Consider the following 16,140-nt stretch of genomic DNA (forward strand, 5'->3'; position numbering starts at 1 on the left):
ACTACCAATTCGACAAAAAAGGGTCCGCGAGCATAGCTGGCGGACCCCGATCATTTTAAAGACGCGCAGAAAACTCCGCATCATTATGAGCTGCGTCCAACTAGAAAGTGAACGAGCCAATCAGCGAGATACGACGGTCATTTTCAAAGCGTGAACGCAGGAAGCGGTCGCCTTGCGGGTTAAACTGCATCGTTGTCTCTGTAATCTCAGAGAGCAAATTCACGCCCTGCACACCGACTTGGAATTGCGGTGTGATTTTATACTTGAACGACGCATCCAATTGACCTGTGGCTTCATTGTAAACGGGCAAGCGCGTAATCACGTCAGCCGCCGTCAACAAGAAATCAGAGCGCCAGTTATAGGCTAAGCGCGCTTCAATTTCGTCAGATTCGTAGAGACCGACGATATTAAACGTATGCTTGGATAGACGCTCCAGGCTATCAATTGGGAAAGGCTCTGTGAAATCAGCAACACCGTTCGTTCGCACGGAGCTAATGGCCGAATTCGGAATCCGTGACTGGTCAACATAGGTGTAGTTGGCCTGCATCCCAAAGCCGCTCAGCGCACCCGGCAAGAAGTCATAGAACTGCTGATAGGCTAGCTCGAAACCTTTTACGTTACCGTCACCAGAGTTTGTTGCACCTGTGAACTGGGATGAAATATTACCAATCGCAACGCTCGTGCTGCCACTCGAAATGATATCTTCGAGCTCTTGATAAAAAACCGAGGCCGTCAAAGAGCCGACATCGCTGAAGTAATACTCAAGAGAGGCATCAATTTTATTAGCCTTCACAGGACGAAGGTCTGGGTTGCCACCATCAACAATAAAACGGTTAAAGGCAAATGTCTCTGACGGACCACCAGGTTGCCCCGTTGACTGAATATCAGCCCGAATATTGCGGAAATTACGCAATGAGCCAACATCTGGACGCGATATAGAACGTGCCGCAGCAAAGCGCATGATGAGCTCATCACTTAAGCCCAATTTCAGGTTAAACGACGGCAAGAAATCAACGAAAGAATTGCTTGCCACATTTTCGACCGACCCTTGAGCAAGAGTTTCACACACCTCGCCCAATCCGACCTCGGGGCCACCACCATTTGTAAAGCAGCGATTTTCAGACTGATAATTTGTAAAACCATTTGAGTCGATTTCAGTATTAACAATCCGCAGACCATAATTACCCTCGACATCAATGCCGCCGAAGGCATTGACATTGTCTTGACCGAAATCAACACGCGCATAGAGCGCCATTGTTGTCTCCACCGTGTCAGACAACTGCTCTGGCCCGAAATCAGCGCGAGTACCGCCATGAGGACTCCATCCTTCATTGGGGAATGAACCGCTATTTTGTGTGAAATCGACTAACGCACGATAATCAGAAACTAAAGCTTCCGACGCAAACAAGAATGTGTCGGCCCCGGTCAAAACATCACCGCGACGGAAGTTATCAAAGGTAAACTCCTCAATATTGCCCACCGAACCTGCGTCAACAACGCCGCCAGCCCAAGCTTCTGATAGGTTACCCCAATTGTAATTGGACCAACGCGTTAGCTGATCACGTTCGGCGAAACGACCACCAACACGAACAGACTTAAACCAGCCACCGTCTTCAAAATCATATTCAAGATCAGCTCGTAGCGCGAGCTCGTCACCTTCAGAATCCTCGAAATGATCCATTGCCGCACGCCAGTAAGCCGTGGACGGATCAGTTGTCGACGCCCCGCCTGAACGTGTGCTTAAGTCATAACCAATTGTAGGGTCACCACATCCCGTAAAGCCTGTCGCGCAATCACCAAGATTCAGCGCAATATCCAGAGGCTGTGCGACAAAGACCGATATATCAGAATTTTTAACCGTCGAATCGACATACTGCATGTCAAAATTAGCACGCAAACGATCCGTTGGCGCCCATTTCAAATTCATTGAATAATCAGACGTTACCGTTTCGGTGTCAGACACCCGAGTACTGTTGGCAATACGAACGCCCGGAAAACCATACCAGCCTGCGTCTTCGGATGAAATTACGCCAGATTCGAACAAGCTGCCAACGCCAACAGGCGATACATCATCGCGAGAAAAAGGAACGGTTGTTCCGCCGGGCAAAGATACAGATGTAAGGTCGGAGAAAAAGTTCCCACGACGAGCATTTGGATCTTCCTCTGACACCATACCGCGCTCTGTCCAAACATTTGATGCTTCGGAACGAATGAACTGACCTGTCAAAACCGTTGAGCCGTCGTTGCTGGCCCACTGACCCGCAAGAGCAACACCAAGGCGGTCGCGATCAAAGAACTGCGTCCGAATATTGGCCCCAGACGGCGCCGCAATCGTTCCGCCAGCACCATCATCATAAGGATAAAGCGGTGAAATTTGCGAACCATCAGAACGAGACTTTAGGTTTGAGTAGGAAATATTACCCAAAAGACCAAATTCACCATTTTTCGTATCCCAGCGGTCAGAAAACTGCGCTGAACCCGACGGTGACCACTCTTCGGCCAGATCAGTATAAGTGCCCTCAACAGTCACAGAGGCAACACGACCTGGACGATCAAATGGCACAAGCGTTTTAAGGTTCACGACACCGGAAATACCGCCTTCGATCATATCAGCGGTTTGGTTTTTGAAAACGTCAACACCACCAACAAGCTCTGGCGGGACATCCGCAAAACCGAGCGCGCGACCGTTATTGGCCGTAAAAGCGTCACGACCGTTAAATTCGGAGCGAACATAAGACAGACCGCGAATAACAACGCCTGAACCTTCAACAGAGAAGTGATCTGGATCATCGCCCGCCGCAAAGCGTGAAATAGAAACACCCGGTACACGCTGTAGGGCTTCAAGGACTGAACGGTCAGGCAGCGCGCCAATATCAGACGCCGTGATTGAATCAACAAATGTATCAGCGTCACGCTTAATGTCTTGGGCGCGTTGCAGTGACTGGCGAATGCCGGTTGCAACAACTTCGTCTTCTTCATCAACAGCTGCATCTTGGGCAAATGATGCTGTGCTAAAGGTTGCTGCCGCCAAAATAGCGATAGAGCCACCGCGAAGCAAATTGCGCGCGAAGCTTTGTTGTAGATTCAAATAGGTTGTGGTGTTTTTCACAGTAATCCCCTTACAGATATATGTTTAGACGGCGCTCTACGGGCCTTTAGTGTCTAAAAGACGCAAAATTGACAACGATGTCAATTGCAAAGTTGTAAGAATTTGCATTAAAAGAAAAACTGTGTTGTTTCTGTCACGGTATCGTTGAATTAAAGAAATTCGTCTGACGCGACATTGAGTCAGGTGACAAATGCTATAGCGCCGCATAGCGTGAATAAGGCGCTTAACAGCGTAATAAGGGGAAGCTTAGGGTGAATACAGATAATCGCGACATCCAAAATATTGTTATTGTTGGCGGCGGCACCGCTGGCTGGATGACAGCAGCGGCGCTGACCGCGACCTTGGGTAAAGGTGGATTAAATGTTACTTTAATTGAATCAGAAGCCATTGGCACCGTCGGTGTTGGCGAGGCGACTTTGCCTCACATTCGGTTTTTTAATCAAAAGCTGGGCATTGATGAAGCCACATTAATGCGCGAGACCAAAGCCACCTATAAGCTAGGCATTGAGTTTAAAGATTGGGGCAAGATCGGCGATAGCTATATTCACCCCTTTGGTGATTTCGGTTTTGATATTAACCGTGTGCCGTTTCATCACTATGTCAGCCGCGCTGCCAAATTGGGACAAAACACACATCTGGATAGCTATTCCCTACCCGTCATGGCAGCACGGCACGGAAAGTTTCAACCCCCCCATCCAGACCCTAATAATGTGCTTTCAACTTTTGGATACGCCTATCAATTTGATGCTGGGCTATATGCACAATATCTGCGTAAGTTTTCAGAGGCGCGCGGATTGACCCGTCAAGAAGGCCGCGTTGTCCAAACCAATATAAATTCTGAAACTGGCTTCATCGACAGCGTCACATTGGAAAATGGTCAAGACATTGCGGGAGACTTCTTTATCGACTGTTCTGGCTTTCGTGGGCTTTTGATTAAAGACGCGCTTGGCGTGGGATATCGGGACTGGACGAATTATTTGCCGTGTAACCGTGCCGTTACGGCAGCGTGTGAACATATTGGTCCGTCCCTACCCTATACAACAGCCACAGCCAAAGCATCAGGCTGGCAATGGCGCATTCCGCTGCAACACCGCACAGGCAACGGCTATGTTTATTGTTCCGACTTCATATCCGATGACGAAGCGGCAAACACATTAATGGCAGACCTTGAAGGTCCAGCCCGCACAGATCCGAAAATGCTACGCTTTACCACAGGTCAACGCGATAAATGCTGGGAGAAAAACTGTGTGGCAGTCGGGCTGTCGGGTGGATTTTTAGAACCCCTCGAATCAACGGGACTTTATCTAATACAAGAAGCCATCACGAATTTTATAGAACTGTTCCCGACCAAGGATTGTGACGCTGTCGACCGTGATGAATATAACCGTATTATGGATATATCGTTCGAGCGGGTGCGCGATTTTCTACTGCTGCATTATGTGGCGACAACTCGCGACGATAGCCCATTTTGGAACCACTGCCGAACAATGGAAATACCAGACAGCTTGCAATATAAAATGGATTTATTCCGCAGCAGTGGACGTGTTGTGACATATGAAATTGGGGCGTTTAAAGACCCCAGTTGGCTCGCGGTGTATTACGGTCAAAATATCGTTCCGCAAGGCTACAATCCCCTAACCGACTTGATGCCCGACACGGTCTTAGCGGGGCAATTGGCGCAAACGGCATCAACCGTTGATAATGCCGTTGGCACGATGCAAAATCACGGCGATTATATAAAACATCATGTGCTGCGGTCTGCCGCGATGGATGCATAGCCCGTGAGCGAGCCGCGACAATCCATTGTCATCCTAAGCGGAGACATCGCTGGCCCTATGGCGGCGGCCTATCTAGCGCGACATCTGCCGAAACACAAATACGCTGTGACAGTCGTTGATACGGGCGAATGTGCGCGTGCCAGTTGGTGTAGTGTTGCCCATTACGATTTACGGCGATTTAACAAAGCCATTGGCCTATCTGAGCTCGATTTTATAAAAACCACACAGGCCACCTTTAGCTTGGGCGACCACTATGTCGGCTTTGGTGGTGATAATGGGGATTTTTATGCGGTTTACGCTGATTACGGCATATCGCTGGGCGGCGCCGCATTCTATCATGCTATGGCCCATTTAGGACGGTTGCCGTCATTACAGGCTATTGAAAATTACTGCCTTCCCGCCAAAGCCGCCCGCCAGGGCAAGTTCCTGCCGCCCGACACCAAAGGCCGCCCCGTGCTGTCTGATTACAGCTATGGTTACCACTTTAACGCCGAAGCTTATGCTGCGCAACTGCTCGCATTATCCGAAAAGTTCGGTGTTAATATTGTGAAGGCGTCACTTGTCTCGTTTGATACAGCAGGCAACCATATTAAAAGCCTGACGCTTGATAACGGCCAGACTTTACAGGCTGATTTATTTATCGATGCCTCTGGCCCAGACGCACGGATTGCCTGTCAACAATCTACGCGCAAATCTCAAATGTGGTCAGGCTGGGGATTTGCTAAAAGCTACAACTCAGAAACAAAAACCCCTCACGGTTCACTGCCAATAGCCACAAAAATAGAGGCAACCAACAGCGGCTGGACGGTCCACGCGCCGCTGCAAAACACAACGCATAAGCTTGTGTTTTCAACGGCAACGGATTGCGACGCCACTATTTCGTCTGGACGACAAGAGCAGCTCTGGGTGGGTAATGTCGTAACGCTCGGCACGGCAGCAGCGACCATTGAGCCAAGGTTCGGGGCAACACTTCGCATGATGCAATTAGATATTGAGCGGTTATTAAAGCTGTTCCCCCCACAATTAGATGACCCGATTGAACGGTCTGAATTTAACCGACTAAGCGGGGAAACCTATGACCGTCTCCGTGATTTTCAGATCCTGCATTATAAACTCGCGGGTACGCCAATGAGTATGAGCGTGCCAGAGTCTGTGCAGTTTAAATATGATCTTTTTAAAGCCCGAGGCCGCATGGCCATATTGGATGAAGATCATTTGTTTCGCGATCAGTGGGTCAGCCTTTTCCTCGGTCACGGCATAATACCAAAGCGGGTTGACCCTATGGTCATCGGCATAAATCCTGACGATGTCGACGACAAAATCAAAGGCCTAGAAACGATTATCGGCCAAGCTACAGCTCAAATGCCAAGCCACGTTGATTTCATCAAACGTCACTGTGCCGCCGAGGGCTTTGCTTATGACTAGAGCAGCGCCCATAAAATCTGTCGCTATTATTGGCGGCGGCACGGCGGGGTGGATGACAGCAGCCGCCTTGTCGCGTACGCTTGATACACGCCAAACTTCTGTCACATTAATCGAAAGCGAGCAGATCGGCACCGTCGGTGTTGGCGAAGCGACCTTGCCGAATATTGCTACCTTTAACCGTATGCTAGGTATTGATGAGCCCGCTTTTATGGCCGCAACACATGCGACGATTAAATACGGCATCGAATTTGTTGATTGGGGGCAAAAGGGCGAAAGCTATTTTCATCCCTTTGGTACGCATGGTGCGGATATGGACGGGATAAGCTTCCACCACTATTGGCGCGCTTTGAAATCACGCGACCCTAACACGCCGCCGATTGAAAGCTTTTGCATGACAGCTATGGCGGCGGCCGCTGGCAAGGCGCTCATGCCGCAACGCGACCCCCGGTCACCCTTGTCACGCCTTGCCTATGCGTTTCAATTTGATGCCACGGCCTATGCCGCTTATTTACGCGATTATTCTGAGGCCCGAGGCGTGTCGCGGCGTGAAGGGAAAGTCGTTGACGTGTCCTTACGCAAAAATGACGGATTTATTAGCTCGGTCACCATGATGGACGGCACCGAGATTAAAGCGGATCTATTCATTGATTGCTCTGGCTTTCGTTCCTTGCTGCTCGGCAAAGCATTGGGCACCGATTACGATGACTGGTCGCACTACCTGCCTGTGAATAGCGCCCAAGCTGTGCCGTGCGAAAAAGTCAGCCCTGCCCTGCCTTACACGCGTTGCACAGCCAAACGCGCGGGCTGGCAATGGCGTATCCCGCTGCAACACCGCACAGGCAATGGCTATGTCTATGCGTCAGATTATATTGATGACGATGCGGTCACAACCGAGCTTTTGGGCAGTCTTGGCGGGACACCAACAGGCGAGGTGAAACAGCTTCGCTTTACAACGGGACAGCGCAAAGATTTCTGGGTCAAAAATTGTATCGGGCTTGGTCTATCCGCTGGATTTTTAGAACCGCTAGAAAGCACCTCAATTTACCTCATTCAGACGGGCATTACAAAGCTACTCGCTTTGTTCCCTGATAGCGATTTCAAATCTGTGGAACGGGATGAATATAATAAAATTATGCATAAAGAATTTGAACAAGTGCGTGATTTCCTCATGCTGCATTATATTGCCACAAAACGTAATGATGATGCGTTTTGGGATTATGTACGCACCATGCCTGTCCCAGACAGTCTGCAAAATAAACTAGACCTATTCAAAGGCAATGGCCGCTTTTTCCGCTATGATGGCGATTTGTTTACAGAGACAAGTTGGGTGGCGGTATTTTTGGGTCAGAATATTATGCCAGAAGGTTACAACCCGCTCGTGGATGCGATTGAGCCCCAGCAACTTCAAGACAGCTTAGGGTCTATGCAAAACGCCATCGCCAAAGCCGCCCGAGCAATGCCGAGCCATGAAGATTTTTTAAAACAATACGGCGCAATTAGCACGAGACAATCATGACCGATAAACAGATTAAAAACATCGTTATTATTGGTGGCGGCACAGCAGGGTGGATGGCTGCTGCGGCGCTGTCCAAAATCATGGGGCGTTCGAATATTAAAATCTATTTGGTTGAAAGCGAAGCCATTGGAACGGTCGGTGTTGGAGAAGCCACCATCCCCCAAATTGCGCTATTTAATGACCTGCTGGGCATTAATGAAAACGAGTTTATGGCCAAGACCCAAGCCACGTTTAAACTGGGCATCGAATTTAAAGATTGGTCCGCGAAAGGCGATAGCTATATCCACCCATTTGGAGGTTACGGAGTGGATATGGAAGGCATTCACTTCCACCATTTCTGGCTCCGTTTAAAATCAGTTATGGGTAATATTCCACCGCTGTCAGATTTCTGCCTGCAAGCTTATGGGGCCGCGCGAAACAAGTTTACCCGCCCGATGGATGTGCCGCGCTCACCGCTGTCTAAAATCCATTATGCCTTTCAATTTGATGCGGGACTTTACGCAAAGTTCTTACGCGAGCTATCTGAAAAAAATGGTGTCACGCGCACGGAAGGACGGGTCACAAACGTTGTCCAAGATGGTGCAACAGGTCATATTACCTCTGTCACCCTAGAGGACGGCACAGACATTAAAGGTGACTTCTTTATCGACTGCACTGGCTTTATCGGGCTGCTGATTTCTAAAACTCTGGGCGTTGGATATGATGATTGGTCAGAGCACTTACCTGTTAATCGCGCCGTGGCCATTGCATGTCGTCAAGCGGATGACCCTATACCTTATACCCGCGCCACAGCGCGCGATGCCGGCTGGCAATGGCGCATTCCACTGCAACACCGCCTAGGCAATGGCTATGTTTATTGCGATAGATTTCTGACCCCTGAGCAAGCAGAAGCGGATTTACGTGAAACATTAGAAGGTGAGCCGCTGGCCCCTGCTAAGCACCTAAAATTTACGACAGGGATACGGGATAAAGTCTGGCATAAAAACTGCCTTGCCTTGGGCTTATCGGCAGGCTTCATGGAACCGCTAGAGAGTACTTCTATTCATTTGATCCAAACGGGATTATCGCGCCTTATGTCAAACTTTCCAGATATGGATTTTGATAACAGTGTCATTGATTATTACAATGAACGCACGCGCAATGAATATATCCGCGTGCGAGATTTCCTCGTTCTACATTACAAAGCTAGCACCCGCGATGACACACCGTTTTGGCGGCATGTTCAAAGCCTACCTGTCAGTGATAAATTAGCGCAAAAAATGGATGTGTTCAAATCTACAGGTCGTGTATTTCGCGAAGATAATGAGCTATTTAATGAGACCAGCTGGCTGGCTGTCATGCATGGTCAAAAGCTGGAACCCAAGAGCTACCACCCCGTTGTCCATGTCCTATCAGACGCCGAGATTAAACAGAGGCTAGAAGAGATACGCGCCACAGTGATTAATTCTGAAAAAGTGATGCCCCGTCATATTGATTACATCAATGAGCACTGCAAAGCCGAGAGTGAGCGTTTTTAATTAATTAGTCCAGATGGGGCCTTAACTGCTCAGCCCAAAGGGCGTAGCCTGCATCATTCAGATGTAAGCCGTCATAGGTCAGTGTCGGGTCCAATGTACCGTCATCAGCGGAAAACTCATCCGTTAAATCAATCCAGGTCACACCCGCTTGCACGGCATTCTCACGCAAAGACTTATTCATCGTATGAACCTCATCGCGCTTATCAATGTCCCGCGGTAGAATGGACTGCACGTATATATCTGCCTTTGGAAAGCGCTTTTTCAAAATCTCTATCAGAGTTTTATAATTTGCCTTTATGTCGGTTTTTGCGACGCCCCAGCTTAGGTCATTGGTGCCAATCATGACAAAAATCTTATTTGGGTTATGGCGGGATATTTGCGGCATACGCGCAAGAACGCCCGCCGTCGTATCCCAACCCACACCATGATTTGTAAGGGACCTGACTGGTAGTAAATCCTCACGGCCCAACCAGCCTTCCGTGATGCTATCACCAATTAACATGACGCCGTTCTTGATGATTGGGGCGCCGTCAATAGCCTGAACACGGTTTTTAAAATGCGTTTGACCGTCTTTGGGCAAGTCAGGCGGCGTAATCATGGGCAACGCCGTGCGTAAATCCCAGCCCGTTTGCTGAGTGATATGCACAGACAATTCGCGCGCTATTTTGGCCATGCTGTCACGACCTGGGTGGCTATTACAGCTCCATTTTATACCTGTATTTGACAGGCTTACATCAAGAGTCGAAATTTCATTATCCGCCATTGCATCCATAGCAAAATCAATGCCGTCGCGAATAGCCGCCCCTTTTTCACCGCCCAAGAGCGGGCCGTTCACCGTTACGATATGCGCCGCAGGAAAGCGCGTGCGAAAGTTACGTAACATGTGCAGATAGCCACTGCGAAATTTATCGCGCCCCGGATTTATCACCGACCAATCATTGGTGCCCAAAGTGGTAACAATCACGTCAGGCGTGAATTTGGAATGATCCCAGAGCGGGCCAGCCACATCATCAGGCAGCGCATAATCAATTTGCATTGGCATGACGGGGGCAGGGTTGGCGTCCCAATTATGCACCACACCTCGGCCTGATATTGCAATCAATTGCGCCTCTGCCGCAAGGGTGTCTGCCGTCAGACTAGCGTAAGCTTGCAAAGGCGCATTCGTGCTAGGGTCGTACTCGCAGTCTTTTGTTGTGCCGCGCACACCAAACCCCGCCGTAATACTATCACCCATGAACAATATTTTTCGGTTTGGGCGATCACGATTGAGAAGGCGTCCGTCTATCATCGACGCGCGAATTGTGAACAGTCCTGTATCAAACACTTCTGTTCGGCGAGTAACAGAGACGTCAAAATTAGCTGACTTGGTCACGTCGACTACCGAGTAACGATGAACCCCAGCCTTTAGCTTTAGCGGTGTGTGTTCTTGACCATTGATGACGACATCCATGATACCGTGACCGTCATCTTCAATCTCTATTGAAAATGTCTGGCCGTGAAAGGACAACGCAAGCCCAGAGCCTGGCCACCCCATTTTTAAGCCGTCATCCGTTGCCACGTGACGCCCCAAAACGGTGAGTTTTTCATTATCAAAGGAAATAAGTTTTTCAGTCGTTGCAGAACCACAGGCCGAGGCGATCACTGCCAAAGCTATTAGAAAAAACCGTATAAAAAAAGCGAGGGTAGGTCGTGCGCTTAACTGCATTTATCTACCCTCGCTATCGCTTTATTATGGGGAGAGGCTCTAGCCTTGCATGTCCTCAAGTTCCATCCCTTTTGTCTCCGAGACACCTTTGATAACAAAGAAGATAGAGAGGAAGGCGAAGGCGGCATAAATACCAAATGACGCTGCAAGACCGATGGAGCCAAGCATCACTGGGAATGACAGCGTCACAAGGAAGTTAGCCATCCACTGTGCAAATCCTGCAACCGCCAAGGCTGAACCGCGGATTTGATTGGGGAACATTTCACCAAGCAGCACCCACATCACAGGGCCCCACGTCATGTTAAAGAAGAACACATAAGCCATAGCCGCATAAAGCGCAGTGCGTCCCATATTATCGCTTAGCACCAAGGCGTCATTGACCAACTCGCCCGATGAAAAGGCATAAGCGACAATGGCTAGCATAATTGACATACCGATAGAACCAATCAGCAAGAACGGCTTACGACCAAATCTATCAATGAGGAACAATGTGATGAGCGTCGCGAAAATTGACATCACACCCATAAAGACATTTTGCTTAAGCGCGTCAGCCTCTGTAAAGCCGGCTGCTTCCCACATCACGGCACCGTAATAGAAGATCACGTTGATACCGACTAATTGCTGGAACACAGCCAAACCAATACCAACCCAAACGATTGGACGTAATCCGCCGCCGCTCGTCTTTAATAAATCCGACAACCGTGGTTTATGGTCACTTGCGAGAGACGCTTTAATTTCGTTGATTTTATTGGCAGCCACATCGCTACCAAATAGCCGTGTCATTGATGCAAGCGCACCAGGTTCATCGCCTTTCACCATTAAATAACGCGGGCTTTTGGGAATGAAAAACAGCAGGATTAGGAACAAAAAGGCAGGGGCCAATTCAACCCAAAACATCCAGCGCCATGTTTCATGACCATTAAAAATTTCCGTGGCCCCACCCGATGCACCTGCGAGGTAGTAATTCGAGAAAAACGCAGCCGTTAGACCCACAACAATGGCAATCTGTTGAATGGAAGCCAGACCGCCGCGTAAATGGGCTGGTGCAATTTCAGAAATATAAGCTGGAGCCATGACCGATGCTGCGCCAACAGCCAAACCGCCAAAAATACGAAAAATAATAAAGCTGCCCGAACTGCCTGCGATACCAGAGCCCCAAGCGGATATTATAAAGAAAACCGCTGCAATCATCATCATATTACGACGACCATATTGATCGGATAACTTGCCCGCAAAAAATGCACCGACAGCACAACCAAGCAGCATAGAGGCTACATTTAGCCCACTGGCAAAATTCTCTGCGTTAAAGGCCGCATCAAGGCCTTTAACGGTGCCGTTAATAACCCCGCTGTCAAAGCCAAATAGAAAGCCGCCTAGCGTTGCGACAAGGCAAATTAGGACAATGAATCCTATGTTACCCGACTGTTTTGAACTGGTCGATGTATCTGACATCTCTATCCCCTTTATATTTATTTACCCTAAGCAATGCCAAAATGACAAGGTTGTCAATCGTTTTCACGGACAATGACGACTTTAGTTCGGGATAAACGGCCCTGTAGAATCACGGATGACCAATTCATGCGGTAGTTTAACGACGATTTCTTCATCGCTATCTTGCCGTCTTTTTTGATCAAGAAGGGCAATCGCCTTTTGGCTCATATCGCGGGTGGCTTGGTGCAATGTAGTCAAAGCAGGGTAAATCACCCGCGCCACGGGACTGTCATCAAACCCAGTTACCGACAGCTTTTCAGGCACGCGAATATTACGGCGATAAGCTGCGGCAAGACACCCTGCCGCCATTTCGTCATTGCTGGCAAATATCGCTGACGGGCGGTTTTCTAGCGCCAAAAGACGCTCTGAAAGCGTAAGCCCCGATGCATAAGTGAAGTCGCCGCGCTCTATGATGTCATTATCAAAAGCTATACCCGCTGCCTGCAAAGCGTCGCAATAGCCCTTATAACGGCGCAAGCTGGCCTCATGGTCTTGCGGTCCGCAAATAAAACCAATGCGTCTATGACCAAGGCCAATCAAATAATTTGTCATATCCACCGCCGCTGCACGGTCATCAATACCGACCTGGTTGCTGCCTGCCACAGACCGCTCGGTGCCGATACGCACAAAGGGCACGCGCGCAGCATTCAATCGTGCAATAATTTTTGGGTCGTCGGATTGCGGCGGCGTTAGGATAGCGCCGAGCAAACCATCCTGCGCGGCGAGCCGTTCTATGGCACCGTTTTTTTCAGGGTCTTCAACAACCAGTGTGAAACCTGCGTCTTGGCATCCTGCCATGGCACCAATTTGCACATCCTGGGCATAGCTGCGCGAGGGATTATTCAAAAACAGTGCCACCAAATGCGGCGTCTTAGAGCGCAATCGCCGGGCGGCACTGTTAACCCGATAATTTAAGGCCTGGGCAGCCTGCAAAACTTTATCTTTGGTTTCGGGGCGCACATTTGATTCGCCGTTCAGCACACGGGAGACCGTTTTGAACGACACCCCAGCCTGTTTTGCGACATCAATTATCGTTGTCATAATCTATCCCCATAACAACGACGCTAGCCGAATTAAATGTGAATGACAACCTTGTCATAAAAATTGACAAGGTTGTCAATTTCGCTTAGCCCTGATGAAAATAGTGATTTTTGAGGAAAATAGGGGATTATGATGTCGAGACTATCCACTCTGATTTTAACACGCTGTGCTGTGATGGCACTGACCGCTTGTACCGCCCAAGGTCCCGTCTCTGACAAGGCTACTACCGATAGTCACGTTAAAGGGGCCATGGACACCCTGCCCGTCGTCACCACATCGACATCCGACCGCGTTAATCAACTTCTGGCGGATATGACACTAGACGAAAAACTCGCACAAATCAGCTGCATTTGGTTTGACAAAGCCAAAGTATTAGAAACGGACGGCAGCTTTAATCCAGAGAAAATGAAGGCAGAATTTCCGCACGGTATTGGATGCTTTGCTCGCCCACAAGACACCTTTGGCATGGAAGAACAAGCCGCAGACCGCGACCCTAATGACAGCTCTGTTGTTCGGCGCATGTCGGCGCGCACACCATCAGAGACTGTTGCCTTAATTAATGATATTCAAAAATGGCATATTGAGGAAACACGTCACGGTATACCAACTATGTTCCACGAAGAAGGCCTACATGGTTTTCAGGGGCGCTACGCCACGTCATTTCCGCAATCTATCGCGCTGGCTGCGACCTTTGATACGGACCTTGTCAAAGAAGTCTATTCTGTTACCGCGCGTGAAATTCGCGTGCGAGGCGCGCATCATGTGCTCTCGCCCGTTGTTGATATTGCCCTTGATCCGCGTTGGGGTCGTATTGAGGAAACCTTTGGCGAGGACCCTTATCTTGTGTCGCGTATGGGTGTTGCGGCAATTAACGGTTTTCAAGGCGACGGATTTCCCATCGCTGATGACAAAGTTCTAACCACACTGAAGCATATGACAGGTCACGGACAACCCGAAGCCGGTATGAATGTCGGGCCGAGCCAAGTATCAGAGCGCGTTTTGCGCGAGACATTCTTCCCACCCTTTGAAGCGGCCGTGAAAGAAGCAGGTGCGGCATCTGTCATGGCAAGCTATAATGAAATTGACGGCATTCCGTCCCATGCCAATCCGTGGCTTTTAAATGATATCCTGCGCGGCGAATGGGGGTTTGACGGCGTTGTGGTCGCTGATTACTTCGCCATTAACGAGCTAGAGCGTCGTCACCACATTGTTGATAATTTGGCGGACGCTGGCGCGATTGCACTGCGCTCTGGCGTTGATATTGAGCTCCCTGACGGGGTGGCTTATTATCAATTGAAGGAAAAAATCGAAGCGGGCGAATTTGACGTAAAATATGTCGATCAAGCTGTCCGCCGTATGTTGGAAATGAAAGAGCGCGGCAATGTCTTTGACACGCCTTTCGCTGACGGCGAAGCGGCAGATGCCCTCACGGGTAACGCAGAGGCCCGCGCCCTTGCCACAACCGCAGCACATAAAGGCGCTGTGCTTTTAAAAAACGAAGGCGGTCTTCTTCCGCTCGATGCGTCTAAATATAATAAAATCGCCGTCATCGGCCCTAATGCCGCCATTACTGTGCTGGGCGGATATAGCGACGAACCCCGCCAGACGATTTCTATTCTTGATGGTATCACAGCCAAAGTCGGCGCCGACAAAGTCGTCCACGCCCAAGGCGTGACGCTGACTGATAATCGCTCTTGGTGGGATGACGCGGTTAACCTGACCGACCGCGATCAGAACCTGTCTGATATTTACAAAGCTGTTTCCGTCGCGAAAGACGCAGACTTAATCATTCTAGCTATCGGCGGGGATGAAAGCACATCGCGCGAAGCGTGGAATGAGCAACATATGGGTGACCGCAATGATATTACCCTTATCGGCGAACAAAAGGAACTTATCGACGCCCTAGCCGCGACCGGGAAGCCGATGGCTACTGTCGTTATTTCGGGCCGTCCGCTGTCACTGGCTAATGTCGAGGATAAATTACCTGCCATTTTATATGGCTGGATTTTGGGTCAAGAAACAGGCACAGCGGTTGCGGATATTTTGTTTGGTGACGTTAATCCCTCTGGCAAAATGCCTGTAACGGTGCCCCGCACCGTCGGACAAATCCCAGCGTTTTACAATCATAAGCCCACGGCACGCCGCGGCTATGCTTTTGCTGACGCCAGCCCGCTTTATGCATTTGGTTATGGCCTGTCTTACACGACATTTGAGATATCAGAGCCTAGCCTGTCTGCCGCGACAATTGCGCCTGACGGAACAACGAGCGTCTCTGTCTCTGTGACGAACACGGGCGATGTTGCGGGCGACGAAGTTGTGCAGCTATATATCCGCGACAAGGTCAGTTCCGTGACCCGCCCTGTCAAAGAGCTAAAAGGTTTTGCCCGCGTAAGCCTTGCACCTGGCGAGACAAAGACCGTGAGTTTGCCTATCATCAAAGACGCGTTGCAATTTTTCAACCGTGATATGGTGCGTGTCGTCGAGCCTGGTGAATTTGACATCATGGTCGGCAATAGTTCTGATAATGTGAAAACGACAACGCTGACTGTGAAATAGTC

Annotated in this window: 9 protein-coding genes; 5 read left to right on the forward strand and 4 right to left on the reverse strand. The window is 49.5% G+C overall.

The window, feature by feature from the left end:
• Positions 1–100: 100 nt before the first annotated feature.
• Positions 101–3,109 (reverse strand): TonB-dependent receptor, encoded by a 3,009-nt coding sequence (locus AB6B37_RS11400; RefSeq protein ID WP_371395927.1) that lies wholly within the window; start codon positions 3,107–3,109, stop codon positions 101–103.
• A 251-nt stretch (positions 3,110–3,360) separates the two neighbouring features.
• On the opposite strand from AB6B37_RS11400, the gene AB6B37_RS11405 reads away from it, so the two are divergent.
• Genes AB6B37_RS11405 through AB6B37_RS11420 form a run of 4 tightly spaced genes read left to right on the forward strand, consistent with a single transcriptional unit; the run spans position 3,361 to position 9,345 of the window.
• Complete coding sequence (locus AB6B37_RS11405) at positions 3,361–4,887, forward strand: tryptophan halogenase family protein (RefSeq protein ID WP_371395928.1); 1,527 nt, start codon at positions 3,361–3,363, stop codon at positions 4,885–4,887.
• A gap of 3 nt (positions 4,888–4,890) precedes the next feature.
• Positions 4,891–6,312 carry a tryptophan 7-halogenase gene (locus AB6B37_RS11410; RefSeq protein ID WP_371395929.1) on the forward strand — a complete coding sequence of 474 codons (1,422 nt, stop codon included), beginning with the start codon at positions 4,891–4,893 and terminating at the stop codon, positions 6,310–6,312.
• Positions 6,305–7,828: a tryptophan halogenase family protein gene (locus tag AB6B37_RS11415; RefSeq protein ID WP_371395930.1), complete on the forward strand. Its 1,524-nt coding sequence runs from the start codon at positions 6,305–6,307 to the stop codon at positions 7,826–7,828. Before AB6B37_RS11410 ends, AB6B37_RS11415 begins: the two co-directional genes overlap by 8 nt.
• On the forward strand, positions 7,825–9,345 hold the full coding sequence (locus AB6B37_RS11420; RefSeq protein ID WP_371395931.1) for a tryptophan halogenase family protein: 1,521 nt from the start codon (positions 7,825–7,827) through the stop codon (positions 9,343–9,345). Before AB6B37_RS11415 ends, AB6B37_RS11420 begins: the two co-directional genes overlap by 4 nt.
• Before the next feature lie 4 nt (positions 9,346–9,349).
• On the opposite strand, the gene AB6B37_RS11425 is transcribed toward AB6B37_RS11420, so the two are convergent.
• The 3 genes from AB6B37_RS11425 to AB6B37_RS11435 form a co-directional block, all read right to left on the reverse strand.
• A complete protein-coding gene (locus AB6B37_RS11425; protein ID WP_371395932.1) occupies positions 9,350–11,050 on the reverse strand; it encodes a GDSL-type esterase/lipase family protein in 1,701 nt (566 codons plus the stop codon).
• Between the two features lie 39 nt (positions 11,051–11,089).
• Complete coding sequence (locus tag AB6B37_RS11430) at positions 11,090–12,502, reverse strand: sugar porter family MFS transporter (protein ID WP_371395933.1); 1,413 nt, start codon at positions 12,500–12,502, stop codon at positions 11,090–11,092.
• 81 nt (positions 12,503–12,583) lie between these two features.
• Positions 12,584–13,582, reverse strand: coding sequence for a LacI family DNA-binding transcriptional regulator (locus tag AB6B37_RS11435; protein WP_371395934.1), 999 nt, complete (start codon positions 13,580–13,582; stop codon positions 12,584–12,586).
• A gap of 132 nt (positions 13,583–13,714) precedes the next feature.
• Here AB6B37_RS11435 and AB6B37_RS11440 point away from each other — a divergent pair, with 132 nt between their 5' ends.
• Positions 13,715–16,138 carry a glycoside hydrolase family 3 N-terminal domain-containing protein gene (locus AB6B37_RS11440; protein WP_371398446.1) on the forward strand — a complete coding sequence of 808 codons (2,424 nt, stop codon included), beginning with the start codon at positions 13,715–13,717 and terminating at the stop codon, positions 16,136–16,138.
• Positions 16,139–16,140: the final 2 nt, after the last annotated feature.

The organism is Fretibacter rubidus (assembly GCF_041429785.1).
In the GTDB taxonomy this organism is placed as follows: domain Bacteria; phylum Pseudomonadota; class Alphaproteobacteria; order Caulobacterales; family Maricaulaceae; genus Fretibacter; species Fretibacter rubidus.